At 66.4% G+C, this 23,239-nt stretch carries 29 protein-coding genes and 1 pseudogene; 22 read left to right on the top strand and 8 right to left on the bottom strand.

Annotation, left to right across the window (positions count from 1 at the left end; all coding sequences use genetic code 11):
• Positions 1-12: 12 nt before the first annotated feature.
• From rpsC to KXD97_RS13365, 6 genes are all read left to right on the top strand, one after another.
• Positions 13-840 carry a 30S ribosomal protein S3 gene (gene rpsC, locus KXD97_RS13340; RefSeq protein WP_260757300.1) on the top strand — a complete coding sequence of 276 codons (828 nt, stop codon included), beginning with the start codon at positions 13-15 and terminating at the stop codon, positions 838-840.
• Between the two features lie 2 nt (positions 841-842).
• Positions 843-1,259: a 50S ribosomal protein L16 gene (rplP, locus tag KXD97_RS13345; protein ID WP_067962004.1), complete on the top strand. Its 417-nt coding sequence runs from the start codon at positions 843-845 to the stop codon at positions 1,257-1,259.
• Positions 1,259-1,492 carry a 50S ribosomal protein L29 gene (rpmC, locus tag KXD97_RS13350; protein ID WP_067962002.1) on the top strand — a complete coding sequence of 78 codons (234 nt, stop codon included), beginning with the start codon at positions 1,259-1,261 and terminating at the stop codon, positions 1,490-1,492. Before rplP ends, rpmC begins: the two co-directional genes overlap by 1 nt.
• A complete protein-coding gene (rpsQ, locus tag KXD97_RS13355; protein WP_260757302.1) occupies positions 1,492-1,800 on the top strand; it encodes a 30S ribosomal protein S17 in 309 nt (102 codons plus the stop codon). Before rpmC ends, rpsQ begins: the two co-directional genes overlap by 1 nt.
• 178 nt (positions 1,801-1,978) lie before the next feature.
• Positions 1,979-3,871, top strand: a complete 1,893-nt coding sequence (locus tag KXD97_RS13360; protein ID WP_260757303.1) for a hypothetical protein — start codon at positions 1,979-1,981, stop codon at positions 3,869-3,871.
• Positions 3,872-4,116: 245 nt separating this feature from the next.
• Positions 4,117-6,468 carry an arylsulfatase gene (locus tag KXD97_RS13365; protein WP_260757304.1) on the top strand — a complete coding sequence of 784 codons (2,352 nt, stop codon included), beginning with the start codon at positions 4,117-4,119 and terminating at the stop codon, positions 6,466-6,468.
• Between the two features lie 139 nt (positions 6,469-6,607).
• On the opposite strand, the gene KXD97_RS13370 is transcribed toward KXD97_RS13365, so the two are convergent.
• The gene (locus KXD97_RS13370; RefSeq protein WP_260757305.1) at positions 6,608-7,201 is read right to left on the bottom strand and encodes an RNA polymerase sigma factor; all 594 of its coding nucleotides are present in this window, start codon (positions 7,199-7,201) and stop codon (positions 6,608-6,610) included.
• Between the two features lie 263 nt (positions 7,202-7,464).
• Here KXD97_RS13370 and rplN point away from each other — a divergent pair, with 263 nt between their 5' ends.
• The 14 genes from rplN (at position 7,465) to KXD97_RS33285 (ending at position 14,631) form a co-directional block, all read left to right on the top strand.
• Entirely contained in the window at positions 7,465-7,833 is a 369-nt protein-coding gene (rplN, locus tag KXD97_RS13375) for a 50S ribosomal protein L14 (protein ID WP_014814254.1), read from the top strand.
• Entirely contained in the window at positions 7,834-8,151 is a 318-nt protein-coding gene (gene rplX, locus KXD97_RS13380; RefSeq protein WP_260757307.1) for a 50S ribosomal protein L24, read from the top strand.
• Complete coding sequence (rplE, locus tag KXD97_RS13385; protein ID WP_260757308.1) at positions 8,151-8,741, top strand: 50S ribosomal protein L5; 591 nt, start codon at positions 8,151-8,153, stop codon at positions 8,739-8,741. The genes rplX and rplE overlap by 1 nt, the downstream gene beginning before the upstream one ends.
• Positions 8,742-8,745: 4 nt before the next feature.
• The gene (locus KXD97_RS13390; RefSeq protein ID WP_260757310.1) at positions 8,746-8,931 is read left to right on the top strand and encodes a type Z 30S ribosomal protein S14; all 186 of its coding nucleotides are present in this window, start codon (positions 8,746-8,748) and stop codon (positions 8,929-8,931) included.
• Between the two features lie 74 nt (positions 8,932-9,005).
• On the top strand, positions 9,006-9,404 hold the full coding sequence (rpsH, locus tag KXD97_RS13395) for a 30S ribosomal protein S8 (protein ID WP_067961986.1): 399 nt from the start codon (positions 9,006-9,008) through the stop codon (positions 9,402-9,404).
• A 15-nt stretch (positions 9,405-9,419) separates the two neighbouring features.
• Positions 9,420-9,959, top strand: coding sequence for a 50S ribosomal protein L6 (gene rplF / locus KXD97_RS13400; RefSeq protein ID WP_260757311.1), 540 nt, complete (start codon positions 9,420-9,422; stop codon positions 9,957-9,959).
• A 3-nt stretch (positions 9,960-9,962) separates the two neighbouring features.
• On the top strand, positions 9,963-10,376 hold the full coding sequence (rplR, locus tag KXD97_RS13405; protein ID WP_260757312.1) for a 50S ribosomal protein L18: 414 nt from the start codon (positions 9,963-9,965) through the stop codon (positions 10,374-10,376).
• 34 nt (positions 10,377-10,410) lie between these two features.
• Positions 10,411-11,085, top strand: coding sequence for a 30S ribosomal protein S5 (rpsE, locus tag KXD97_RS13410; RefSeq protein ID WP_260757314.1), 675 nt, complete (start codon positions 10,411-10,413; stop codon positions 11,083-11,085).
• 3 nt (positions 11,086-11,088) lie between these two features.
• Positions 11,089-11,268, top strand: a complete 180-nt coding sequence (rpmD, locus tag KXD97_RS13415) for a 50S ribosomal protein L30 (RefSeq protein WP_003929541.1) — start codon at positions 11,089-11,091, stop codon at positions 11,266-11,268.
• A 5-nt stretch (positions 11,269-11,273) separates the two neighbouring features.
• Positions 11,274-11,717, top strand: a complete 444-nt coding sequence (gene rplO / locus KXD97_RS13420; protein ID WP_260757315.1) for a 50S ribosomal protein L15 — start codon at positions 11,274-11,276, stop codon at positions 11,715-11,717.
• 109 nt (positions 11,718-11,826) lie between these two features.
• Positions 11,827-12,174 (top strand): DUF732 domain-containing protein, encoded by a 348-nt coding sequence (locus KXD97_RS13425; protein WP_260757316.1) that lies wholly within the window; start codon positions 11,827-11,829, stop codon positions 12,172-12,174.
• A 30-nt stretch (positions 12,175-12,204) separates the two neighbouring features.
• A complete protein-coding gene (sppA, locus tag KXD97_RS13430) occupies positions 12,205-13,980 on the top strand; it encodes a signal peptide peptidase SppA (RefSeq protein WP_260757317.1) in 1,776 nt (591 codons plus the stop codon).
• Positions 13,981-14,022: 42 nt separating this feature from the next.
• Positions 14,023-14,250 carry a type II toxin-antitoxin system Phd/YefM family antitoxin gene (locus KXD97_RS13435; RefSeq protein WP_260757318.1) on the top strand — a complete coding sequence of 76 codons (228 nt, stop codon included), beginning with the start codon at positions 14,023-14,025 and terminating at the stop codon, positions 14,248-14,250.
• 198 nt (positions 14,251-14,448) lie between these two features.
• Positions 14,449-14,631, top strand: coding sequence for a PIN domain-containing protein (locus tag KXD97_RS33285; RefSeq protein ID WP_396885171.1), 183 nt, complete (start codon positions 14,449-14,451; stop codon positions 14,629-14,631).
• A gap of 34 nt (positions 14,632-14,665) precedes the next feature.
• Here the strand turns inward: KXD97_RS33285 and KXD97_RS13440 are convergent, their stop codons facing one another.
• Positions 14,666-14,896, bottom strand: a complete 231-nt coding sequence (locus KXD97_RS13440; protein WP_260757319.1) for an alpha/beta fold hydrolase — start codon at positions 14,894-14,896, stop codon at positions 14,666-14,668.
• Positions 14,889-15,344, bottom strand: a complete 456-nt coding sequence (locus KXD97_RS13445; RefSeq protein WP_260757320.1) for an alpha/beta hydrolase — start codon at positions 15,342-15,344, stop codon at positions 14,889-14,891. The genes KXD97_RS13440 and KXD97_RS13445 overlap by 8 nt, the downstream gene beginning before the upstream one ends.
• Before the next feature lie 127 nt (positions 15,345-15,471).
• Between KXD97_RS13445 and KXD97_RS13450 the strand changes: the two genes are divergently transcribed.
• Entirely contained in the window at positions 15,472-16,707 is a 1,236-nt protein-coding gene (locus KXD97_RS13450; protein ID WP_260757322.1) for an HNH endonuclease signature motif containing protein, read from the top strand.
• Positions 16,708-16,787: 80 nt separating this feature from the next.
• Here the strand turns inward: KXD97_RS13450 and KXD97_RS13455 are convergent, their stop codons facing one another.
• The 5 genes and pseudogenes from KXD97_RS13455 to KXD97_RS13475 all read right to left on the bottom strand — a co-directional run bounded on the left by KXD97_RS13455 (position 16,788) and on the right by KXD97_RS13475 (position 21,991).
• Entirely contained in the window at positions 16,788-17,771 is a 984-nt protein-coding gene (locus KXD97_RS13455; RefSeq protein ID WP_260757324.1) for a Gfo/Idh/MocA family oxidoreductase, read from the bottom strand.
• On the bottom strand, positions 17,768-18,799 hold the full coding sequence (locus KXD97_RS13460; RefSeq protein WP_260757325.1) for a Gfo/Idh/MocA family protein: 1,032 nt from the start codon (positions 18,797-18,799) through the stop codon (positions 17,768-17,770). Before KXD97_RS13460 ends, KXD97_RS13455 begins: the two co-directional genes overlap by 4 nt.
• A 5-nt stretch (positions 18,800-18,804) precedes the next feature.
• Positions 18,805-19,810, bottom strand: a pseudogene (locus tag KXD97_RS13465) (substrate-binding domain-containing protein).
• Between the two features lie 37 nt (positions 19,811-19,847).
• Positions 19,848-20,798: a sugar phosphate isomerase/epimerase gene (locus tag KXD97_RS13470; RefSeq protein WP_260757326.1), complete on the bottom strand. Its 951-nt coding sequence runs from the start codon at positions 20,796-20,798 to the stop codon at positions 19,848-19,850.
• A gap of 35 nt (positions 20,799-20,833) precedes the next feature.
• Positions 20,834-21,991, bottom strand: a complete 1,158-nt coding sequence (locus KXD97_RS13475) for a Gfo/Idh/MocA family protein (protein ID WP_260757327.1) — start codon at positions 21,989-21,991, stop codon at positions 20,834-20,836.
• A gap of 201 nt (positions 21,992-22,192) precedes the next feature.
• On the opposite strand from KXD97_RS13475, the gene KXD97_RS13480 reads away from it, so the two are divergent.
• Entirely contained in the window at positions 22,193-23,236 is a 1,044-nt protein-coding gene (locus tag KXD97_RS13480; RefSeq protein ID WP_260757328.1) for a LacI family DNA-binding transcriptional regulator, read from the top strand.
• The last annotated feature ends 3 nt before the right edge of the window (positions 23,237-23,239 follow it).

Consider the following 23,239-nt stretch of genomic DNA (forward strand, 5'->3'; position numbering starts at 1 on the left):
GGGCTCGGAGTAGTGGGCCAGAAAATCAACCCGCACGGCTTCCGGCTCGGCATCACCACCGGCTGGAAGTCCCGCTGGTACGCCGACAAGCAGTACGCGGACTACATCAAGGAAGATGTCGCGATCCGCAAGCTGCTGGCCACCGGCCTGGAGCGCGCCGGCATCGCCGACGTCGAGATCGAGCGCACTCGCGACCGCGTCCGGGTGGACATCCACACCGCGCGTCCGGGCATCGTGATCGGCCGTCGCGGTACCGAGGCCGACCGCATCCGCGCCGACCTGGAGAAGCTGACCGGCAAGCAGGTCCAGCTGAACATCCTCGAGGTGAAGAACCCCGAGAGCCAGGCCCAGCTGGTGGCGCAGGGTGTCGCCGAGCAGTTGAGCAACCGTGTGGCGTTCCGCCGCGCGATGCGCAAGGCGATCCAGTCGGCGATGCGTCAGCCCAACGTGAAGGGCATCCGGGTGCAGTGCTCGGGCCGCCTCGGCGGTGCCGAGATGAGCCGCTCGGAGTTCTACCGCGAGGGCCGCGTCCCGCTGCACACCCTGCGTGCCGACATCGACTACGGCCTCTACGAGGCCAAGACCACCTTCGGCCGCATCGGCGTCAAGGTGTGGATCTACAAGGGCGACATCGTCGGTGGCAAGCGTGAGCTGACCGCCGCCGCGCCCGCCGCGGACCGTCCGCGTCGTGAGCGTCCGTCCGGCACCCGGCCGCGCCGCAGCGGCGCGTCGGGCACGACCGCGACGAGCACCGATGCCGGCCGGGCCGCCGAGGCTCCCGCCGTCGCCGAGGCGACCCAGGGCACCGAGGCCGCAGCAGCGCAGAATACGGAGAGCTAGTCATGCTGATTCCCCGCAAGGTCAAGCACCGCAAGCAGCACCACCCGAAGCAGCGTGGTATCGCCAGCGGCGGGACCTCGGTCAGCTTCGGTGACTACGGCATCCAGGCCCTGGGCCATGCCTACATCACCAACCGGCAGATCGAGTCGGCGCGTATCGCCATCAACCGGCACATCAAGCGTGGCGGCAAGGTGTGGATCAACATCTTCCCGGATCGCCCGCTGACCAAGAAGCCCGCCGAGACCCGCATGGGTTCCGGTAAGGGTTCGCCGGAGTGGTGGGTCGCCAACGTCAAGCCCGGCCGTGTCCTGTTCGAGCTCAGCTACCCGGACGAGAAGATCGCCCGTGAGGCGCTGACTCGTGCGATCCACAAGCTGCCGATCAAGGCACGCATCGTCACAAGAGAGGAGCAGTTCTGATGGCAGTTGGGACGACGCCCGGCGAACTGCGCGAGCTCACCGACGAAGAACTGACCGACAAGCTCCGCGAGTCCAAGGAAGAGCTGTTCAACCTGCGCTTCCAGATGGCCACCGGACAGCTTGCCAACAACCGCCGGCTGCGTACGGTCCGGCAGGAGATCGCGCGGGTCTACACCGTGCTGCGTGAACGTGAGTTGGGTCTGGCCGCCGGACCCGGAGGTGAGGATTCCTGATGGCAGATACCGCCGGCGCCCAGAAGGGCGCCAAGTACACCCCGCCCACCGAGAAGCCGCGCGGTCGCCGCAAGACCGCCATCGGCTACGTCGTGTCGGACAAGATGCAGAAGACGATCGTCGTCGAGCTCGAAGACCGTAAGTCGCATCCCCTGTACGGCAAGATCATCCGGACCACCAAGAAGGTCAAGGCCCATGACGAGAACGAGGACGCCGGTGTCGGCGACCGCGTCTCGCTGATGGAGACCCGGCCGACGTCGGCGACCAAGCGCTGGCGTCTGGTCGAGGTGCTCGAGAAGGCCAAGTAGCACCAGATCGTCGTCGAAACCCCCGTTCGCTCCGGCGGCCGGGGGTTTCGTCGCGTCAGTGATAACAGTGTTTGCGCAGCGACATATGCCGGTACGCTCACCAGCAATGAAGCGCCACACTGCAATCCTTGCGCGGTTGCTCACCGCAATCTGCCCGATCATTTTGCTGACATCCCCGATGGCAAGTGCGCAGCCGCCCGGCGACCCCGGTGTCTCGTCGGAGTCCACCCTGCCGCTGGTCCAGCTTGGTGGTCGGCCCAACCTCGCGTTTTACGGAATCCAAGGCACGCAGACGGTGACCTTCCCCGTATCGCAAGGACTCGAACCCGTTGCACTGAATGCTTTTACGCAACTGCCGGTGAATGTGCGGACCGCGACCGTCACCGCGATCCAGGACGGACGGACGATCGGCCGAGTCGATGTCGCACCAGGTGCGCCAGCGCCTATCGCGATTCCGCTCGACCGCGCCGATGTCGTCGACAATGCGGTCACGGTCACGTTGCGGACATATCTGCTCCCGATGGAGGGATATTGTCTGGACCCGACCAACGCGCTCGAACTCAGCGACCCCAGCGTCACCTTCGCCGGGGCAGAGCAGACGCCCTCGACGGTGGCCGACTTCCTTCCCCCGGTGCTGCGCCAGCTGACGATCTTTGTCGACGAACAACCATCGCCCTCGGAGTCCGATGCCGTCGTCCAGCTGGCGACCGCCGTCGCGTCCCGCTACGGCGCCCAGAATCCGACCGTGACGGTCGCTCCGCTGGCAAACGGGCAAACCGGCCCGACGGAACCATCCGGTCCGCTCGCACGCCACGTCGTCGTAGCCGAGGGCGACGACGTCGGTCTCTCGTTGCTGGACACCGGCGGGGTCCCCGCCCTGCGTGTCGGCGGCCCCGGCGACGAGTTGACCAATCAGGCCCGACTGCTGACCGGCGACCTCGCCCCGCTCGCGCTTTCAGCGAAGGCTGTTGCCGGGCAGGCGGATTCGAATATTCAGTTACCGGGGGACAAGACGACATTGCGTGGTCTCGGTCAGCCTGGTAGCTCTGTCACTGCTGTGGAGCCTCAGCTCAACCTCGGCCTGGATCAAACCAGGCTCGGCCGCGCCGTGCACGGGATACGGGTGCACCTGCGCGGGTCCTCCACTCCGCTGCCTCAATCCGTCGGCGGACAGGTGGTGATCAGCATCGGTGACGAGAACATCGACCGTTGGCCCACTGATTCGAGCGGCGAGATCGATCGGTGGGTCGATGTCCCCGATCACCTCCTGCAACGCTTCACGAACATGACGGTCGCCCTCGACATCAGCGGCGGTACCGGATACTGCCAGGACTTCGAGCCGGCAACGTTGACCATCGACGGTGACAGCCCGGTCGTGAGCACAGCAGCTGCCTCGCCGGTGCCGGGCGGGTTTCAGTCACTGCCGCAGACGCTCATGCCGCGGACCGTGGTCGGTGTCGGCGAGGGGTTCGACAACGTTCGCCGGGCCTTCGCGATCATGGTGGGCCTGCAGCGACTCAGCGGGGTACCGATCGACACCGCGGTGATGTCGCTCGCCGACGCCGTCTCAGACGGTGCCCCGGCGGTGCTTATCAGCCCTGATGAATGGACAGATCCGGGAATCGCCCTCCCGGTCGCGGCTGGGGACGGTGGCGAGCTCACCGTCAAGCGCGCCGACGCGCCGGGTGAGACCACCACCCTGACTCTCGATCCTGCGCTCGGTTTCGGTTCGCTGCAGACGGTCCACGACGGAAGGCGCAGTGTCCTGGTTGCCACGTCCCACAACGCGCCCGAGCAACTGGATTTGTTGCTCGACTGGCTGGGCAGCGATGTCAGGCGCTGGCAGTCGCTGTCCGGTACGGCGCTCATCGGCGCGCCCGGCACCCCACCCGTGATGCTCGACACCATGCCCGAACCCGTCATCGAGGCTGAACAGAGCGTCACGCAGGTCGCTGCCCCGGGGACGCCGTCGTGGGTCTGGGTCGCGGTAGCCGGGGTGGCGATCCTGATCATCGTGGCCGTCGTGTCGATCCTGTTGCGTGGCAGGCGGCGGCGTCCTGAACGTCCGTGACGACGAGCGCGGTTTCTGTGCACCCGGTGATGCCTGAGCCCGGTGTCTATAATCGCACTGAACCGTTGTGGGACAACAGGTTACGGGGTAGTGAGGGCAGCTAGTTACACGCCGTCGCAGGCATCTGCGGGTGGCTGGGCTGGACGCTTCTGCTGGCCGCCGTGGGCCTGTGGTTCGCACGTACGCCGACGCAATCGTCTCTCGTTCCCGGGCTGACCAGCGGGCGAGCGGTGTAATCTCCGAAGGTGACGTCGGAATTCAAGGGCAGGATCGAAGTCGACATCCGGGATTCTGAACCGGACTGGGGCCCGTTCGCCGCGCCGACGGCGCAACCGGACGCACCCAACGTGCTGTACCTGGTCTGGGACGACATCGGCATCGCCACCTGGGACTGCTTCGGTGGGCTGGTGAAGATGCCCACCATGAGCCGCATCGCCGAACGTGGGGTGCGGCTTTCGCAGTTCCACACCGCCGCGCTGTGCTCACCGACGCGGGCCTCGCTGCTGACGGGACGCAACCCGACCACGGTCGGGATGGCGACCATCGAGGAGTTCACCGACGGTTTCCCGAACTGCAACGGCCGCATCCCGTTCGACACCGCACTGCTCTCGGAGGTGCTCGCCGAGAACGGTTACAACACTTATTGCATCGGCAAATGGCATCTGACTCCGCTGGAGGAATCCAACCTTGCCGCCACCAAGCGGCACTGGCCGCTGTCGCGGGGCTTCGAGAGGTTCTACGGATTCATGGGCGGTGAGACCGACCAGTGGTATCCGGACCTGATGTACGACAACCACCCCGTGGCCCCGCCCGCGACACCCGAGGAGGGCTACCACCTTTCGGCTGATCTCGCCGACCGGACCATCGAGTTCATCCGCGACTCAAAGGTCATCGCACCGGACAAGCCGTGGTTCTCCTACGTGTGCCCGGGTGCCGGCCACGCTCCCCACCATGTCTTCAAGGAGTGGGCCGACCGCTATTCCGGTGTGTTCGACATGGGCTACGAGCGCTACCGCGAGATCGTGCTGGAGAACCAGAAGCGGCTCGGCATCGTCCCGGCGGACACCGAACTCTCGCCGATGAATCCGTACTCAGATGTCAAGGGCCCCAACGGAGAACCCTGGCCGGTCCAGGACACCGTGCGTCCCTGGGACTCGTTGAGCGCCGATGAGAAGCGATTGTTCGAGCGGATGGCCGAGGTGTTCGCCGGCTTCTTGTCCTACACCGACGCCCAGATCGGGCGGATCCTGGACTATCTGGAGGAGTCCGGCCAGTTGGACAACACCATCATCGTGGTGATCTCGGACAACGGCGCCAGCGGTGAGGGCGGGCCCAACGGGTCGGTCAACGAGGTCAAGTTCTTCAACGGCTACATCGACTCGGTGGCGGAGAGCCTGAAGGCCTATGACGAACTCGGCGGCACCGCGACGTACAACCACTACCCGACTGGGTGGGCCATGGCGTTCAACACGCCGTACAAGCTGTTCAAGCGCTACGCCTCACATGAGGGCGGCATCGCCGACCCGGCGATCATCTCCTGGCCCAATGGTATTGCCGCGCACGGCGAGGTGCGGGACAACTACGTCAACGTCTGCGACATCACCCCGACCGTGTACGACCTTCTCGACATCACCGCACCGGCCACGGTGCGGGGAGTCGCACAGAAGCCCCTCGACGGTGTCAGTTTCAAAGTGGCGCTGGATAACCCGACCGCACCCACCGGCAAGGAGACGCAGTTCTACACCATGCTCGGCACGCGAGGCATCTGGCACCGGGGCTGGTTCGCCAACACCATTCACGCGGCCTCGCCCGCCGGCTGGTCGCACTTCGACGACGACCGCTGGGAGCTGTTCCACATCGAGGCCGACCGCAGCCAGTGCCGCGACCTCGCCGCCGAACATCCGGAACGACTCGAAGAACTCAAGGCGTTGTGGTTCGCCGAGGCTCAGAAGTACAACGGACTGCCGTTGGGCGACCTGAATCTCCTGGAGACCATGTCACGGTGGCGTCCCTACCTCGCCGGCGAGCGGAACGCCTACGTGTACTACCCCGGCACCGCCGACGTCGGCATGGGCGCCGTGGTAGAACTTCGCGGCCGCTCGTTCGCGGTGCTCGCCGAGGTCACCATCGGTCCGGACGGTGCCGACGGCGTGGTGGTCAAACACGGTGCGGCACACGGGGGTTACGTCATGTATCTGCAGGGCGGCCGGTTGCACTTCTGCTACAACTTCCTCGGCGAGTACGAGCAGACCGTCGCGGCGGCCGATCCGGTGCCCCCTGGTGCGCACACCCTCGGGTTCACCTTCACCCGCACCGGCACCGCCGAGGGCAGCCACACTCCGATCGGCGACGCGGCACTGTTCGTCGACACCACGCAGGTCGCGGCGTTGGCCGAGATGCGGGTCCACCCCGGGACTTTCGGGCTCGCCGGGGCCTCGCTGAGCGTCGGGCGCAACACCGGATCGCCGGTATCGGCGGCCTACCGTCCGCCCAACCCGTTCACCGGCGGGACGATCTCGCGGGTCAACGTGGACGTGTCGGGCGCCCCGTACACCGACCTCGAACGGGACTTCGCCCGCGCCTTCGCCAAGGACTAGCCGGGCCCTGCCGACCGATCTCGTCGACCTCGACGGCGGCTGCTCGCTGGCCGGCACCTGGCACGGCCGGTTCCCGTACCGCAGCGACGGCGCGGCCACGTCATGCAGCCCCGGTGCCGGCCCTTCGCGCGCGCAAGTCTCAGGACAGCGCGGCCACGCACATCGGCTTGCGATGCGTGGTGGTACGCCGGCCGAGTCGGCGGCGCAGCTGCGCCCGGCTCCGGTGCATCCTCGACATCACCGTTCCCTCGGGCACCCCCATCAGCTCGGCGACCTCGCGGCACGACATGCCCTCGACCGCGGTGTAGTAGAGGGTCAGCCGCATCGGTTCCGACAGCTCGGCCATGGCCGCGACCAGGCCGGGTTCGGCGACGTCACGCAGCGCGAGCTGCTCGGCGGAGGTGCTCTGTCCGGCGTCGTCGTCGAACTCCCCGGTCAACGCCTCGGCGGGCCGGCACTGGGCGGCCCGGTACTTCGCGATCCAGGTGTTGCGCAGGATGCACAGCAGCCAGGCCTTCAGGTAGGGGTCCGGTCCCAGCGTGTGGAACGCGCGATAGGCCTTGAGCAGGGTCTCCTGCACCAGGTCCTCGGCGTCGGCGGTGTTGCCGGTGTAGGCGTGCGCACGCCGGTGCAGCATCGGGACCAGAGTCAGCACCCCGCGCTCGAACTCGGTACCGGACGGGTGCTGCAGTCGTTGTGCCGCTTCGGATCTGGCGGTCGGTGTGGTCGTCACGACAATGATGCTGCGCCGGACCGGCGGGCGTTGCTTGAAGGCTGTGTGGAGAATACGTGGAGAGTTCGTGCCGGTCACCGTGTCGGTCCGTTCCGCGGGGATTTGGAGCATTCCCCGAGCTCACCTAGTATGTAACGGTTGCCTAGGGCAGACCTCGGTTGTCTCCGTGCGGAGAGAGCCCCGCGTGCTCTTGGGGAACAAAGACCGCGCACGTCAGGGTCGGTAATCCTGCGTGCACACAGTAACCAGGTCGAGGAGATCTAGTGATTCAGCAAGAATCGCGGCTCAAGGTCGCCGACAACACGGGCGCCAAGGAGATCTTGTGCATCCGCGTGCTCGGCGGCTCGTCGCGGCGCTATGCCGGCATCGGTGATGTCATCGTGGCGACCGTCAAGGACGCCATCCCCGGTGGCAACGTCAAGCGCGGCGACGTCGTCAAAGCGGTCGTGGTGCGCACGGTCAAGGAGCGCCGCCGCGCCGACGGCAGCTACATCAAGTTCGACGAGAACGCCGCCGTCATCATCAAGAACGACAACGACCCCCGCGGCACCCGCATCTTCGGGCCGGTCGGTCGCGAACTGCGCGAGAAGCGCTTCATGAAGATCGTCTCGCTCGCCCCGGAGGTGTTGTAGATGAAGGTCCGTAAGGGCGACACCGTGCTCGTCATCTCGGGCAAGGACAAGGGCGCCAAGGGCAAGGTCCTGGTGGCCTACCCCGACCGCAACAAGGTTCTGGTCGAGGGCGTGAACCGGATCAAGAAGCACACCCCCGAGTCGCGCACCGAGCGTGGCGCGTCCTCGGGCGGCATCGTCACGCAGGAGGCGCCGATCTCGGTGTCCAATGTGATGCTGCTCGATTCCGACGGCAAGCCGACGCGCGTCGGGTTCCGCAAGGACGACGAGACCGGCAAAAAGGTCCGCATCGCCAAGTCCAACGGCAAGGACATCTGATGACCACCACTGAAAAGACACATTCGACGGAGTCGAATCAACGGCCGCAGCCGCGCCTGAAGCAGCGCTACCGCGAAGAGATCCGCGACGCCCTGCAGAAGGAATTCGGCTACGCCAACGTGATGCAGATCCCGGGCGTCACCAAGGTCGTCGTCAACATGGGCGTCGGTGACGCCGCCCGCGACGCCAAGCTGATCAACGGTGCGGTCAACGACCTCACGCTGATCACCGGTCAGAAGCCGGAGATCCGCCGGGCCCGCAAGTCCATCGCCCAGTTCAAGCTGCGCGAGGGCATGCCGATCGGTGCGCGCGTCACGCTGCGCGGCGACCGGATGTGGGAGTTCCTGGACCGCCTGATCTCGATCTCGCTGCCGCGTATCCGCGACTTCCGCGGCCTCTCGCCCAAGCAGTTCGACGGCACCGGCAACTACACCTTCGGGCTCAACGAGCAGTCGGTGTTCCACGAGATCGACGTGGACAGCATCGACCGCCCGCGTGGCATGGACATCACCGTCGTCACCTCGGCGACGAACGACGACGAGGGGCGTGCGCTGCTGCGGGCGCTCGGCTTCCCGTTCAAGGAGAACTGAGCACATGGCAAAGAAGGCTCTGGTCATCAAGGCCAACAAGAAGCCCAAGTTCAAGGTGCGGGCCTACACCCGCTGCAACCGTTGCGGTCGTCCGCACTCGGTGTTCCGCAAGTTCGGCCTCTGCCGCATCTGCCTGCGCGAGATGGCGCACGCGGGTGAGCTGCCCGGCGTGCAGAAGTCCAGCTGGTAAGCCAGCCAACCACTACAAGACAGTTGCGGTAGGCCCCGACCGGGAACCGCCGCGAGAAAGGTGAACCGGCTGTCATGACCATGACGGATCCGATCGCAGACTTCTTGACGCGTCTGCGCAACGCCAATTCGGCGTATCACGACGAAGTGACCCTGCCGCACAGCAAGATCAAGGCGAACATCGCCGAGATCCTGAAGTCCGAGGGCTACATCAGTGACTACCGCACCGAGGACGCCCGGGTGGGCAAGTCCCTGGTGGTGCAACTGAAGTACGGCCCGAGCCGCGAACGCAGCATCGCGGGCCTGCGCCGGGTGTCCAAGCCGGGTCTGCGGGTGTACGCGAAGTCCACCAACCTGCCGCGCGTGCTCGGCGGGCTCGGTGTGGCGATCATTTCCACGTCGTCCGGTCTGAGGACCGACCGCCAGGCCGCCCGCGAGGGCGTCGGCGGCGAAGTCCTCGCCTACGTGTGGTGAGGGAGGGCTAGATACATGTCTCGCATTGGAAAGCAGCCGGTCCCGGTTCCCACCGGGGTCGATGTGACGATCGACGGACAGAATGTGTCCGTCAAGGGCCCCAAGGGCACGCTGACCCTCGACGTCGCCGAGCCGATCGCGGTCTCCCGTGACGAGGGCGGCGCGATCGTGGTCACCCGCCCCAACGACGAGCGGCGCAACCGTTCGTTGCACGGCCTGTCCCGCACGCTGATCGCCAACCTGGTGACCGGTGTGACGCAGGGCTACACCACCAGGATGGAGATCTTCGGCGTCGGCTACCGCGTGGTGGCCAAGGGCAGCGACCTCGAGTTCGCCCTGGGCTACAGCCACCCGGTGCTGATCACCGCTCCCGAGGGCGTCACCTTCACGGTGGAGACGCCGACGAAGTTCTCGATCTCCGGTATCGACAAGCAGAAGGTCGGCCAGATCGCGGCGAACATCCGCCGCCTGCGTAAGAGCGATCCCTACAAGGGCAAGGGGATCCGCTACGAGGGCGAGCAGATCCGTCGCAAGGTCGGAAAGACGGGTAAGTAGTAGATGGCTACCAACACCAAAGCCAAAGAGGCCGCCGGCCACACGCCGGTCGGCAAGAGCATCTCCGAGACGCGGCGCACGTCGCGGCTGCGCCGGCATGCGCGTCTACGCAAGAAGGTCTCCGGCACCGCCGAGCGTCCGCGCCTGGTGGTCAACCGGTCCTCGCGGCACATCCACGTGCAGCTGGTCGACGATCTTGCGGGCGTCACGCTGGCCGCGGCGTCCTCGATCGAGGCCGACGTGCGGGCAACCGAGGGCGACAAGAAGGCCGCCAGCACCCGGGTCGGTCAGCTGATCGCCGAGCGTGCCAAGGCCGCGGGCATCGACGAGGTCGTGTTCGACCGTGGTGGGTACACCTACGGCGGACGGATCGCGGCTCTGGCCGACGCCGCGCGCGAGGGCGGGTTGAAGTTCTGATGTCCCGACTGACCATTAACGGAAGGAATGCATGATGGCCGAGCAGGCTGTAGGAGCCGGCGGGCCGTCGAGCGACGGCCGCGACGGTGGCAGGGGCGACCGCGGCGGACGTGGACGCCGTGACGATCGTGGCGGCCGCGGCGGCCGTGACGACCGCGAGAAGAGCAACTACCTGGAGCGCGTGGTCACGATCAACCGCGTCTCCAAGGTGGTCAAGGGCGGTCGCCGGTTCAGCTTCACCGCGCTGGTGATCGTCGGCGACGGCAAGGGCATGGTCGGTGTCGGCTACGGCAAGGCCAAAGAGGTCCCCGCCGCGATCGCCAAGGGTGTCGAAGAGGCGCGCAAGAACTTCTTCCGGGTTCCGCTGATCGGCGGCACCGTGACCCACCCGGTCCAGGGTGAGGCCGCGGCCGGTGTGGTCATGCTGCGTCCGGCCAGCCCCGGTACCGGTGTCATCGCCGGTGGCGCGTGCCGCGCGGTGCTGGAATGCGCCGGTGTGCACGACGTGCTGGCCAAGTCGTTGGGCAGCGACAACGCGATCAACGTGGTGCATGCCACCGTTGCCGCGCTCAAGCTGCTGCAGCGTCCCGAAGAGGTCGCGGCGCGCCGTGGCCTGCCCATTGAGGATGTAGCGCCCGCTGGCATGCTCAAGGCCCGCCGTGAGGCCGAGGCCCTGGCTGCCACCGCCGCGCGTGAGGGAACGGCGTAAATCATGGCAGAGCTCAAGATCACCCAGGTGCGCAGCACCATCGGTGCGCGCTGGAAGCAGCGGGAGTCCCTGCGGACGCTCGGGCTGCGCAAGATCCGCCAGTCCGTGGTCCGTGAGGACAACGCCCAGACGCGTGGACTCATCAAGACCGTGCACCACCTGGTGACGGTCGAGGAGGTTTAGAACCCATGGCTCCGATCAAGCTTCACGATCTGCGCCCGGCCCCGGGCGAGAAGAAGGCCAAGACCCGCGTCGGTCGCGGTGAAGGCTCCAAGGGTAAGACCGCCGGCCGCGGCACCAAGGGCACCAAGGCCCGCAAGAACGTCCCGGTGACGTTCGAGGGCGGCCAGATGCCGATCCACATGCGGCTGCCCAAGCTCAAGGGCTTCCGCAACCGCTTCCGCACCGAGTACGCCCCGGTCAACGTCGGCGACATCAACAAAGCGTTCCCCGAAGGGGGCACCGTCGGTGTCGACGAGCTGGTGGCCAAGGGCCTGGTTCGCAAGAACGTGCTGGTCAAGGTGCTCGGCGACGGCAAGCTGACCGTCAAGGTCGACGTGACCGCGCACAAGTTCAGCGCTCACGCCCGCGAGGCGATCACCGCCGCCGGCGGCACCGTCACCGAGCTGTAATTTCGGCTGTCCGACAAAAACCCCTGCTTCGGCAGGGGTTTTTGCTGTAACGGCACGGTTGGCGATCACGAACTACACTTCGCCCGGGGATACAGCCAAGGAGCACGCCATGATTCGCCACCGTCGGACCCTCGCCGCCGCGATGGTCGCCGCCGGCCTCGCCATGTTCTCCGGTGTCGCGACCGCGCACGCCGAGACCCAAGACGAGAAGTTCACCAATGCGGTGAACACGATGGGGATTCCGCTGGGCGCCGACGATGACGCGCCGACCGTCGGCAAGCGGATCTGCGAGATGCTCACCACCGGGCTGACCGGCAACCCGAACCCGGTGCCGGTGGTGCGAGGGGTGGTCAACACGCTGGCGGGCAACGGCCTCGAACGCGAGCAGGCCGTCGGCCTGACCAGGCTCTCGGTGGCCGTCTACTGCCCGCAGTACAGCCGGTACTTGGGGCGCTGACCGCCCGTTCGGCGTCGGTACGCTCGAACCATGTTCTCTCTGCTGTCCGGGGTGCCCGGGTTCGACGACGTCCGTGATTTCGCCCGTAAGCTCGACACCGCCCGCCACCAAGGCGTGCCCGACGGATGCGTCCTCGAGCTGGACCTGCAGACCGCACCGCCGGAATCGGCCGGCTTCGACCCGATGGCCTTGATCAACGGCGCCGGGAGACCGCTGCTGCTACGCGAGGCGGTGGCCGCGATCCACCGTGCCGCCGACGATCCCCGCGTCGCCGGTCTGATAGCCCGCGTCCAGATCGACGCCGCCCCACCGGGACCCGTGCAGGAACTGCGCGAGGCGATCGTCGCGTTCACCGCCAAGAAGCCGTCGCTGGCGTGGGCCGAGACCTACCCTGGCACGCTGTCCTACTATCTGGCCTCGGCGTTCGGCGAGGTGTGGATGCAGCCGTCGGGCACCGTGGGCCTGGTCGGATTCGCCACCAGCGCGCTGTTCCTGCGGGACGCGCTCGACCAGCTCGGCGTGGAAGCGCAGTTCGTCGCCCGCGGCGAATACAAGTCGGCGGCAAACCTTTTCACCCAGGACCGCTACACCGACGCGCACCGCGAGGCCGACACCGCGCTGGTGGACGGGCTGCGCGCACAGGTGTGGGATGCGGTGAGCGCTTCACGCAAGGTGGATCGTGCTGCCCTGGACACGCTGGCCGACCGCGCGCCGCTGCTGCGCGACGATGCCGTGGCCGCCGGCCTCGTGGACCGCATCGGCTTCCGCGACGAGGCCTACGGCCGCATCGCGGAGTTGGTCGGCGCCGAGGGTGTCTCCGCGGAGTCCGGCGATCCCGACGGCGACGACGCCCCGCCCCGGCTGTACCTGGCGCGCTACGCGCGCGCCAAGAAGCCGGCCGTGCCGGCGATCAAGAGCCATCCCAAGGTCGCGGTCGTCACCGTCGCCGGGCCGATCGTCAGCGGCCGCGGCGGACGGCAGATGTCCCCGATGGGCAGCTCCAGTTCCGGCGGCGACACCATCGCGGCGGCGCTGCGGCAGGCCGCCGCCGACGACGACGTCGCCGCGATCGTGCTGCGTGTCGACAGCCCGGGCGGCTCGGTCACCGGTTCGGAGACGATCTGGCGCGAGGTGGTGCGCACCCGCGAGCGCGGCAAGCCGGTGGTCGCGTCGATGGGCGCCGTCGCGGCGTCGGGCGGCTACTACGTGTCGATGGCCGCCGACGCCATCGTGGCCAACCCCGGCACCATCACCGGATCGATCGGCGTGGTGACGGGCAAGTTCGTCGCGCGCGAACTCAAGGACCGTCTCGGTGTCGGGTCGGACACGGTGCGTACCAACGCCAACGCCGACGCCTGGTCGATCAACGCGCCGTTCACCGACGAGCAGCAGGCCCACGTCGAGGCCGAAGCCGACCTGTTCTACACCGACTTCGTCGCGCGGGTCGCCGACGGCCGCGGCATGAGCGTCGAAGACGTCGAGCGGGTCGCCCGGGGTCGGGTGTGGACCGGAGCCGACGCACTACAGCGGGGTCTGGTCGACGAGCTCGGCGGGCTGCGCACCGCGATCCGGCGCGCCAAGGCGCTGGCCGGCCTTGACGTGGACGCCAAGGTGCAGATCGAGAACCTGCCCGGCTCGTCGCTGCGGGACGTGCTGCGGCCCAAGCCTTCTTCGCAACCCGCCGCAGCATCGCTGCCGGATCTCCTGGGGGCCATGGCGATTCGCTCGGTGCTGGGTGTGGTCGATCAGACGCAACGTTCACTCACCGGTGTAAACGTGCTGTGGCTGGGGGAGACGCGGTACTAGGGGGTCCGATTCGTCATCATGGACTTAGTCCAAAATGGCAGGATGGAAGTCGGCGTGCACGAGGCCAAGACGAACCTGTCCAGATTGCTGCGCAGGGTCGAGGCCGGGGAGGAAATCACCATCATCCGCGGTGGTGAGCCTGTCGCGGTGATGGTGCCGAGCTGGGCGCGCAGGCGCCGTGAGTTCCGCATCGATGCAGGCTCGTTCACGGTGCCCGACAACTTCTACGCGCCGCAGCCAGAGGACGAACTACGGGCGTTTGAAGGATGAGGCTGCTGCTGGACACGCATGTCTGGCTAGGGCTGCAGACGGAGCCGACCCGAATTCGGCACGATGTGCTGGCGATGTTCGAAGACATGAGCAACGAATTGTTGTCGCATCTCGGCGAGCTGGTGGAAAATACCGGTCAAGTACGGGCTCGGCAAACTGGCGTTGCCCGCGCCTTCGGCGGAGTGCGTCCCCGACCGTATGCGTCGTTCTGGTGTTGTCGCCCTTCCGATCCGGCACAGCCATGCGCTACAGGTGGCGGAACTGCCGCCACGTCACCGTGATCCGTTTGATCGGATGCTGATCGCACAGGCGCAGTTGGAGAACCTCGCAATCGTCACACCTTCGGCCCCTACTCCGTATCTCTGCTCTCACTGTGACTGAGGTGTTCGACCAGGCGCTCCAGCAGTTGGGCGGGCTAATCCTCAGGTAGGAGGTGGCCGGCGTCCCTGATCCACGTCAGGCTGCGGGTGGGGATGCGCTGTGCGATCCAATCACCGTGAGGCGCAGGAAGAATGCGGTCGTCCCGGCCCCATAACAGCGTCACCGGGGTGTCGACGGTGCCCAGCAGCTTTTCGTAGTCGGCGGTGTCGCCCTGGCTGAGTTGCCGGTACTGCCGGTAGAAGGCCGCCTGGCCGTCGTCACCCAACCACGGGGCCAGGTATGTCGCAAGGACGCCGGGGCGGTACCCGGCGTGGGTGCCGTTGCGCAGGTGCGCGGTGACGAGTGCTTCGTGGGTGGGTGTAGGCCGGAAGTTGTTCGAACACCTCGTGGTGCTGCCGGATGAGCCCGAACAAGCCGTGTTCCCAAGTGCCACCGCCGGTGACGGCGTCGAACTGAAAGACGTCTGAATACGCGCTGTTTTCGAGCAGTAGTGCGCGCAGTACGGTCGCGCCACCGATGTCGCAGGCCACCAGGCTGTGACGGTCCAAGCCCCACTGCCGTAGCAGTTCGGCGAAGTTGCGTCCCTGCTGCGCCGCGAGCGTGAGGTCCTGGCGTTCGTGCTTCTCCGATTGCCCGTTACCGGGGTAATCGAAGACGTAGACGCGGCGTCCGAGTCGGGCGAGTGCGGGCGCGATATCGCGCGGGGCCGTCACCGAACGAGTCCCAGCCGACCACCCCCTCGGGGAGGTCTGTTGCTTGCGTCAAAGTCCATGTCGTTGGCGTCGGATCCACCTTCGCCAGTGTGCCGGAATTGTCGTACCCCTCTGCCAGGATGGCGTTATGTCCTCGACCGCAGCACCTTTCACTCTTGAAGTGGGTCCGAAAGAGCGTCTCGAGGAATTGTTCGCGGAGGTGGCGGAGCTGACGGGTCAGCGCAACGCGATCGACGGCCGGCTGGTGGAGATCATCGCCGAGATCGACCGAGAGGGGCTGGCGGGGATGACCGGTGTCCGGTCGATGGAGGCGTTGGTGGCCTGGAAATTGGGCACCTCACCGCGCAACGCAGAAACCGTCGTCGCGATCGCCCGCCGCGTTGATCAGTTTCCCCGCTGCACCGAAGGAATGCGCGAGGGCAGGTTGTCGCTGGACCAGGTCGGGGTCATCGCTGAGCGGGCCGCCGACGGCTCGGACGCGCACTACGCACAGTTCGCCGAATCGGCGACGGTCACCCAGTTGCGTACCGCGGTGAAGCTCGAACCGCGGCCCCCCGATCCGAAGCCCGCGCCGAAACCCACCATCACCAGGACTGAGGACGGCGAGTACACCACGTATCGGATCCGGCTGTCGCGGGTGGAGGCGGCGAAGTTCGATGCCGCGCTGGCCTCGCACCGGGATGCGCAGATCGCCGAATGGAAACGCGACCACGCCGACGGTGCCTCGGATCAGGTGCCCCCGATGCCGACCTCCGTCGACGGGTTCATGGGACTGGTGGAGGCCGGTTGGGATGCCGACGTGGCGCGACGCCCGCACGGACAGCACACCACCGTCGTGGTTCACGTTGACGTCGAACGGCGCGTGGGCTCCTTGCATCTAGGGCCGCTGCTGACTGAAGATGAGCGTCAATACCTGACCTGTGATACGTCCTGCGAGGTGTGGTTCGAACGTGCCGGCCAACCGATCGGGGCGGGTCGGACGACCCGCACCATCAGCCGTCGGTTGCGCCTGGCGCTGGAGCTCCGCGACCATTGCTGCGTGGTTCCCGGATGCGGAGCCACCCGCGGTCTTCATGCCCACCACATCGTGCACTGGGAGGACGGCGGCCCCACCGAATTGTGGAATCTGGTGCTGGTCTGTCCGTTTCACCACCGGCTGCACCACCGCGGCGGCATCACGATCACGGGAACGGCCGGCCAGCTGACAGTCACCGACAGCGACGGTGGCCCGCTACCACCAGGGTCGCTGGCACGTCCACCGACCACGTCGCCCCCTGCCGTCGCGCCCTGTAAAGGCCCGACCGGCGAACACGCACAATGGAAGTGGTACGAACCTTTCCAGCCGCCAGAAGTCGACCCGTAGGACCACTTCGGTCGGGCCCGGACTGGGGTCCGGGATCTCTTCGACGCCCTCGTGACCAGTGCCGTCGAGGATGATTGCCCTCACGAGACTGCCACGGGGGCGCCGCCGTTGTTCATGGATTCGATGACGGCGTCGGCCACGAGCGCGGCCTGCAGTCCGTCTTCGGCGGTCGCCAATGTCGACGGCCGGCCTTTCTCGATCGAGTCGATCCACTCCTGCAACTCGATGCGGTAGGCGTCGGCATAACGGGAAAGCCAGTTTTCCGGATACCCGATACCTCGTGTGCTCTGGGAATCCCGCACCACGTGGGCGGGCAAGGTCAGTGCTGCGGTGCCGTCCTCCCCGACGACCTCACACCGGGTGTCGTAACCGTACCCGGCGTTGAGAAATACCTCCACGGTGATCAGAACGTCGGAAGCGGTGCGCAGCAACATGATCTGCGGGTCCTGGCGCATCCCTGATCTGCTCGAGGTCCTACCGCAATGCCAGGTGACCGACGTGACGGGCGAACCGAGAAGCCACGGCATCACGTCGAGTTCGTGGATGGCGGCGTTGGTGACCGTGGATGCCGAGTCTCCGCCGGGGTAGGCCTCGACGGTCCGGCTGACGCAGTGCGACACGAGGATCGGGCCGAGTTCCCCGGAATCGACGACCGCCTTCAACTCTGTGTAGGCGGGATCGAACCGTCGCATGAAACCCAAGCCGATGAGCGAACCGCGCGCGGCCCTCTCGGCTTCGACCACGATGCTCGCCTCGGAAGCCGTCGGTGCCAAAGGCTTTTCGCACAGTACGGGCTTGCCGGCCTTCACCGCGGCGAGCGCGAGGTCGGCGTGGGTCGAATCGTGCGAGGCGATGACCACCGCGTCGACATCGTCGCTGTCGATCAGCGCGAAGCCGTTCTCGCGGACCGTCGCACCGCGCATCTGTGCGGCGATCCGCGCGGCGGCGTCGGCATTGACGTCGGCAACCGCGGTGACCGCCGCGCCCGCCACACAGCCGTTCAGTTTGCGGGCGTGGTCGGCGCCCATGACGCCGACTCCGATGACACCGACGCGGACGGTCACTGTTCTTCTCCTGGGTAGATTATTCCGAGGTCGTGGCGGATGCGGTCCATCATGTCGAGGGTGTCGAGGACTGCCGAGGGTGGATGGATGATCGAAGCTGTTCCTCCGCCGCCGATGATTCGCGCCGCCTCGGTAGCGGAGAAGTGCAGCCCGCCGATGTGTCCGGCACGGGGCTCCTCGTACGTCATCGGCGCGGCATCGCGCAGCTGGATGGTAAACGGCCCGGGCTGGTAATAGGGGCCGGGTATCGACAGGTAGCCGAGCTCGCCGGCGATGGTTGCGTCGCGCGGGGTGTCGGCCATGATGGTGGTGTTGATCGCCGACTGGTGACCCCCGGCATGGCCCAGGACGGCCGAGAACTGGCCATTGATGTGATCATTCGCCTGCTGCCCGATGGCGCGGACCACCTCGGGCGCGCCCAGTACCCAGTGCGCGAAGGAGACGGGATAGATCCCCATATCCAGCATCGGGCCTCCGAGCAGTTGCGGATCGTAAATGCGGTGGTCTGGCCTGAAGAACTCGCCATTGTCCACAACGACCGTGCGCAGTTCGCCCAGGACCCCGCCATCGAGGATCTGGCGGATGACGTCGAACTTCGGCAGGAATTTCGACCACATCGCCTCGCCGGCGAACAAGCCCGCCTGCTGAGCCACCAGAAAGACTTCGCGCGCCTCAGAAGCGTTGATGCCCATCGGCTTTTCTACCAAGACGTGCTTCCCGGCCGCCAATGCGGCGAGGGCGCAGGAGTGATGCTCGATGTGCGGGGTGCTGATGTACACGATGTCGATATCGGGGTCCGACAGCATGAGCTCGTAGCTGGTGTAGGACTTGTCGATGCCCCATTGGGCAGCGAACCGCTCTGCGCGCGAGGCTGATCGGGACGACACCGCGACGACGTGTTGGCCTGTGTGGGTCGTAACCGCTTCGACGAAGCGTTGGCCGATCCACCCCGGTCCCACGACGGCCCAGCGGAGCTTCGGTGCGGTCGTGGGATCCGGGGTTCGTGGTGCCGGTAGGGCTGTTGGCATAAGGCTCAGCGGGTTCCTTGTTTGGCAAGGTCAGCGATCACATCGATGTTGCTGTCGTCGACGAAAGTAGGGCCTGTCAGCACCGCCTGCCCGCCGCCGATGGTGTTGCGGTTGTTGAGCAGCAGCCAGAGACTGTCGACAGCCAGATACCCCTGCAGGAAGGGCTGCTGGTCGACCGGCCACGCCACGTCACCCGCTTTGATGGCGTCCACCAACTGGGCGTCGGTATCAAACGTCGTCACGGTCGCGTCGCTACCGGCGGGCTCCTTCGCCTGCACCGCGGCCATCGCGATGCCTGAGTAGAGGGTCTGGATGTGATCGATCGAGGGGTCCTCTTGAAGCTTGGCGGTGATGGTCGCTTGGACGGACGGCATGTCGTTGCCGTTGACGTACAGGTTCTCGACGGCGCCGCCCTGCAGGCCCCGCTTGACACCTTCACAGCGTGCCTCCAGCGACACGTTGCCCTGTTCGTGGACGACGCAGAGAGTCCGTTGGGCGCCTTCGGCTCGGAGTCGTTCACCCGCCTGTGCCCGCGACGATCTCGTCCTGCCCGAAGAAGGCCGAGATGCCCATCTGTTTCCAGTTGTCGAAGCCGGAGTTCAGCGCGACGACGGGAATGCCTGCGTCGATAGCCTTTTGGATCGCGGGGGCCATCGCATCGGGTTTGGCTAGGGTGACGGCGATACCGTCGACCCGGCTGTCGATCGCGGCCTGGACGAAGTTCGCCTGGGCCGGAGCCTCGGGATCTGTCGACAATCGCAGTTCGATGTTGTCCTTGGCTGCCGCGGTTTCGGCGCCCTTGCGGATCAGGTCGGCGAACGGAACGCCGGGACCCCAATGTGCGATCATCGCCACCACCTTGTGCGGGGTGTCAGCGGTACCGGCCGTCATCCCGCTGCCGTTCGACGCGGGCTTGCCTCCGGTGCTGGAGCACGCAGTCATCGACGCGGTGAGCGTCAGCGCTGCGACTGAGAGAACCACCGTGCGGCGGCCGATAGAGAGCAGTTTCATCTCGTTCTTCCTTTCCGGCGCGACTTCGTTGTCGGCGTCATTGCTCGGCCGGTAACAGGCCGATGCTGGTGAAGTACTCCCGCGTGCGGGTGGCAATTGCTTTGGCGTTCCCCGGCTTTGCGGGATACATGTCCTGCTCGATGATCAGGCGCAGGTCGCGGTTCAATGCAGCGAGGTCGTCGAGGAGCGGCTTCATGTCGGGTGCACCCAACGGCGGTTCGACCATGGCGCCGCGCTGTACTGCCTCGTAGAAACCGACCTTGTCCGCACGGGCTTTGGCGGCGACGGCGGGATTTACCTGCTTGAGGTGGATGTAGCTGATCCGGTCGGGATGGCGACGAACGATCTCGCGGTTGTCGCCGGCGCAGTACTCGACGTGTCCGGTGTCCAGGCACAGCGCAACGGCATCGGGGTCGGTGTCGTCGAGGAACGTGTCGATGAACTGCTGGGTCTCGACATGCGTGTCGACGTGCGGGTGAAATGCGAGCTGAATGCCATACTGCTCCTTGATCATCCGGCCGAGTTTGTTCTGCCCGCCGACCAGGTCACCCCACTGCTCGGCCGTGAGTTCGGCGGGCTGGTTCAGCTCACCGGTCTGCAGGTCGGTGAACATCTCGGGCAGCACCACGAGGTGTTCGACGTCCATCGCCGCGAGTAGTTCGCAGACCTCGAACGCGTCGCGTCGCGATGACTCGAACGCGTCTGCCCCTCGATGAGTTGCGGCGCCGACCGTGCCTGCGGTGAGCGACAGGCCGCGCTTGCCGAGTTCGTCCTTCAGGTGTTCGGGATTTGTGGGCAGGTATCCGAACGGCCCGAGTTCGATCGTCCGGAACCCGGCTTCGACGACCTCGTCGAGGAACACCGACCAGTGCGGCTGCTGCGGATCATCGGGAAACCAGATACCCCACGAGTCGGGGGCGGTGCCCAGTTGCAGGCGTGCGTAGTCAGGGTTGGCAGTCGCGGGGGCGGCGATTTCTGAGGTGGTCATCGAATGTCCTCGTTTTGGTGTGTGTTCGAAAGCGATCAGGCGTTGACGGGCTGGGCGACCGCGACGGGAGAGCCGCTGCCGGCTGCCGCGATGGCGGCGTCCACCACACGCATGACATGCAGTGCGGAGGCGAAGCTGGTGTCCATCGGCTGGTCGGCGAGGATGCAGCGAACGAAATGCTGGATCTCGGCGACGAATGCCTCGGCATACCCGGTGCCCACACCGCCACCGGGCATCGCGGCGACGTCGGAGAAGTAGGGGTGCGCAGGTCCGGCGAACACGCGACGCGGCCCGGACAGCGCGCCTGCGCCGTCGTCGATGTGGAGATGGAACTCGCCGGCGGAGATTGAGTCGAAACGGGCGTGGCCCGCTGAGCCGTGGACCTGAATGCCCAGTGAGTTCGGGATACCCGTGGCGATGCGGTTGATGTGGATCTGCCCTACGGCCCCGTTCTCGAGTGCGACGGTGAGCAGCGCGATGTCGTCGGTGTCGACGACGCCGAAGTCGGAGGTGCCCGGGATCGGCCGCCGTGTGATGGCGGTCTGCATCGTCGACGAGATCACCCGGCGAACCGGCGCTATGACGTACTGCACGGTGTCGATGGCGTGGGTGCCGATGTCGATGAGGGCGCCCGCGCCCGCGGTGTCCTTGGCGTAGCGCCAGCCGAAGGGCGCCTCGGGCGAGGAGCCGTAGTCGGCGTTGTACCACGCGGTGAAGCTGTGCACGTCGCCGATTGCGCCGTCGGCGACCGCGCCCTGGACGGCCGCCAGGCCCGGCAACCGGCGGAACGAGAACCCGACACCCGTCACCGCGGATGACTGGTCGGCCGCCGCCGCCAGCGGCGCCGCTTCGGTGGCGCTGCGCCCGATGGGCTTCTCGGTGAGGACGTGCTTGCCAGACGCCAGGATCGCGGGCAACACGTCGGCGTGAACGCTGTTGGGCAGTGCCACGCTCACGGCGTCGATGGTCGAGTCGGCGAGCGCGGACTGCAGGTCCGCCGAGGCGGTGCGGTAGCCGTAGCGGTCGGCAGTTTTCTGGGCGAGGCCCACGTTGGGGTCGACGACGACGGCCAGGTCGACGTCGACGTGGTCGAGGCCGGCAGCCATCGACACGTTGCGCCATCCGAAGGCGTGGGCCTGTCCTGCGGCGCCCGCACCGACGAGGGCGACGCGCAAAATGCGTCGTGCAGTCATCTGATTCGCTTTCTCTAGTTTGGAGCGTTCCAAAGCCTGAATGTAGTGCACGTCACACAACTGTGTCAACATCTCGAACGCCTCTGAACTGGCCAATTATTGGATTGGTGGCGTGTCAACTCGACGCGGGGCTCTCAAGCATAGGTAGGCTGCGGTACTCTCTAGCTTAGAACGCTCCATACTGTGAACTGGGACATCGATATGACGAAGCAGGACGGCGCCGCGGTCAACGGTGGGAGTCAACGAGGTCGTCCGACGATCTTCGACGTCGCCGAGCGTGCCGGGGTCTCCAAATCACTGGTGTCGTTGGTGCTCCGCAACGGCGACAACGTCACGGCCGCGAAGCGCGCCGCAGTGCTCGCGGCCGTCGAAGAGCTCGGGTACAAGCCCAACCGCGCCGCGCGGTCGTTGGTCTCGCAGCGGACATTCACGGTGGGAGCCGTGGTCAGCGATCTGCACAACACGTGGTACATCGATCTGCTGGCATCCGTCAGGGCCGAGCTCACCGCCAATGGGCTGAACTTGTTCCTTGCCGAGGATCAGCAGATCGAAACCGACGCATCGGTTCTCGACGCATTTGTCGATGCCGGCGTGGACGGGCTGCTGTGTCTGGGCACGCTGCCCGCGACTGACCAACTTCTGCGGACCGCGCAATCGCTCCCTACGGTCGTCGCATCGGGTCGGGAACCCGATCTGCCGACGGTCGACGTCGTCACCGGCGACGACTTCGAAGGCGCGGTAAAGGCCGTGGCACATCTGGTTGAGCGGGGCCATCGACGGATCGCGCACCTCGGCGGTACGGGCCGGGCTGCCGAACTGCGCATTCAGGGCTATCGAGATGCTATGCAGCGCAACGGTATCGGCGATGAAATCCGGGTGGAGATCAGTGATCGCAGCGAAGACGGCGACCGCCGAGCGGCGCGCGCTCTGCTTGCGCCGACGGGGCGCCCGACGGCAATCTTCGCCAACAACGACTACGCGGCTGTCATCGCGATGTCAGAGGCACGAGAGATCGGGCTCGCGGTTCCCGACGACCTGAGCGTCGTCGGCTACGACAACAGTTACCTGGCGCAACTCGGATACATCGGGTTGACCACGGTCGACAACAACTACACCGAAATGGGCAGATTGGCGGTCTCGCGGCTCATCCGGCGGATCGAGACCCCGACCGCCCCACGCACCGTCACTCTGTTGGACCCGGCCATGGCATCGCGCACGACTGTGGCTGAGCCGCGCGACATTTGAGAA

It is taken from the genome of Mycobacterium sp. SMC-8, from assembly GCF_025263565.1.
Taxonomy (GTDB): Bacteria; Actinomycetota; Actinomycetes; order Mycobacteriales; family Mycobacteriaceae; genus Mycobacterium.

Excerpts from the sequence above, each read along its gene's own strand:
- KXD97_RS13435 (WP_260757318.1), top strand. The coding sequence starts at position 14,023 with ATGGAAGTCGGCGTGCACGAGGCCAAGACGAACCTGTCCAGATTGCTG.
- rplX (WP_260757307.1), top strand. The coding sequence starts at position 7,834 with ATGAAGGTCCGTAAGGGCGACACCGTGCTCGTCATCTCGGGCAAGGAC.
- rpmD (WP_003929541.1), top strand. The coding sequence starts at position 11,089 with ATGGCAGAGCTCAAGATCACCCAGGTGCGCAGCACCATCGGTGCGCGC.
- rpsH (WP_067961986.1), top strand. The coding sequence starts at position 9,006 with ATGACCATGACGGATCCGATCGCAGACTTCTTGACGCGTCTGCGCAAC.
- rpsE (WP_260757314.1), top strand. The coding sequence starts at position 10,411 with ATGGCCGAGCAGGCTGTAGGAGCCGGCGGGCCGTCGAGCGACGGCCGC.
- rplP (WP_067962004.1), top strand. The coding sequence starts at position 843 with ATGCTGATTCCCCGCAAGGTCAAGCACCGCAAGCAGCACCACCCGAAG.
- rpsQ (WP_260757302.1), top strand. The coding sequence starts at position 1,492 with ATGGCAGATACCGCCGGCGCCCAGAAGGGCGCCAAGTACACCCCGCCC.
- KXD97_RS13470 (WP_260757326.1), bottom strand. The coding sequence starts at position 20,798 with ATGACCACCTCAGAAATCGCCGCCCCCGCGACTGCCAACCCTGACTAC.
- KXD97_RS13390 (WP_260757310.1), top strand. The coding sequence starts at position 8,746 with ATGGCAAAGAAGGCTCTGGTCATCAAGGCCAACAAGAAGCCCAAGTTC.
- rplR (WP_260757312.1), top strand. The coding sequence starts at position 9,963 with ATGGCTACCAACACCAAAGCCAAAGAGGCCGCCGGCCACACGCCGGTC.
- KXD97_RS13475 (WP_260757327.1), bottom strand. The coding sequence starts at position 21,991 with ATGACTGCACGACGCATTTTGCGCGTCGCCCTCGTCGGTGCGGGCGCC.
- KXD97_RS13425 (WP_260757316.1), top strand. The coding sequence starts at position 11,827 with ATGATTCGCCACCGTCGGACCCTCGCCGCCGCGATGGTCGCCGCCGGC.
- KXD97_RS33285 (WP_396885171.1), top strand. The coding sequence starts at position 14,449 with ATGCGTCGTTCTGGTGTTGTCGCCCTTCCGATCCGGCACAGCCATGCG.
- rpmC (WP_067962002.1), top strand. The coding sequence starts at position 1,259 with ATGGCAGTTGGGACGACGCCCGGCGAACTGCGCGAGCTCACCGACGAA.
- rplO (WP_260757315.1), top strand. The coding sequence starts at position 11,274 with ATGGCTCCGATCAAGCTTCACGATCTGCGCCCGGCCCCGGGCGAGAAG.
- KXD97_RS13480 (WP_260757328.1), top strand. The coding sequence starts at position 22,193 with ATGACGAAGCAGGACGGCGCCGCGGTCAACGGTGGGAGTCAACGAGGT.
- KXD97_RS13360 (WP_260757303.1), top strand. The coding sequence starts at position 1,979 with ATGGCAAGTGCGCAGCCGCCCGGCGACCCCGGTGTCTCGTCGGAGTCC.
- KXD97_RS13460 (WP_260757325.1), bottom strand. The coding sequence starts at position 18,799 with ATGCCAACAGCCCTACCGGCACCACGAACCCCGGATCCCACGACCGCA.
- KXD97_RS13450 (WP_260757322.1), top strand. The coding sequence starts at position 15,472 with ATGTCCTCGACCGCAGCACCTTTCACTCTTGAAGTGGGTCCGAAAGAG.
- sppA (WP_260757317.1), top strand. The coding sequence starts at position 12,205 with ATGTTCTCTCTGCTGTCCGGGGTGCCCGGGTTCGACGACGTCCGTGAT.
- rplF (WP_260757311.1), top strand. The coding sequence starts at position 9,420 with ATGTCTCGCATTGGAAAGCAGCCGGTCCCGGTTCCCACCGGGGTCGAT.
- rplE (WP_260757308.1), top strand. The coding sequence starts at position 8,151 with ATGACCACCACTGAAAAGACACATTCGACGGAGTCGAATCAACGGCCG.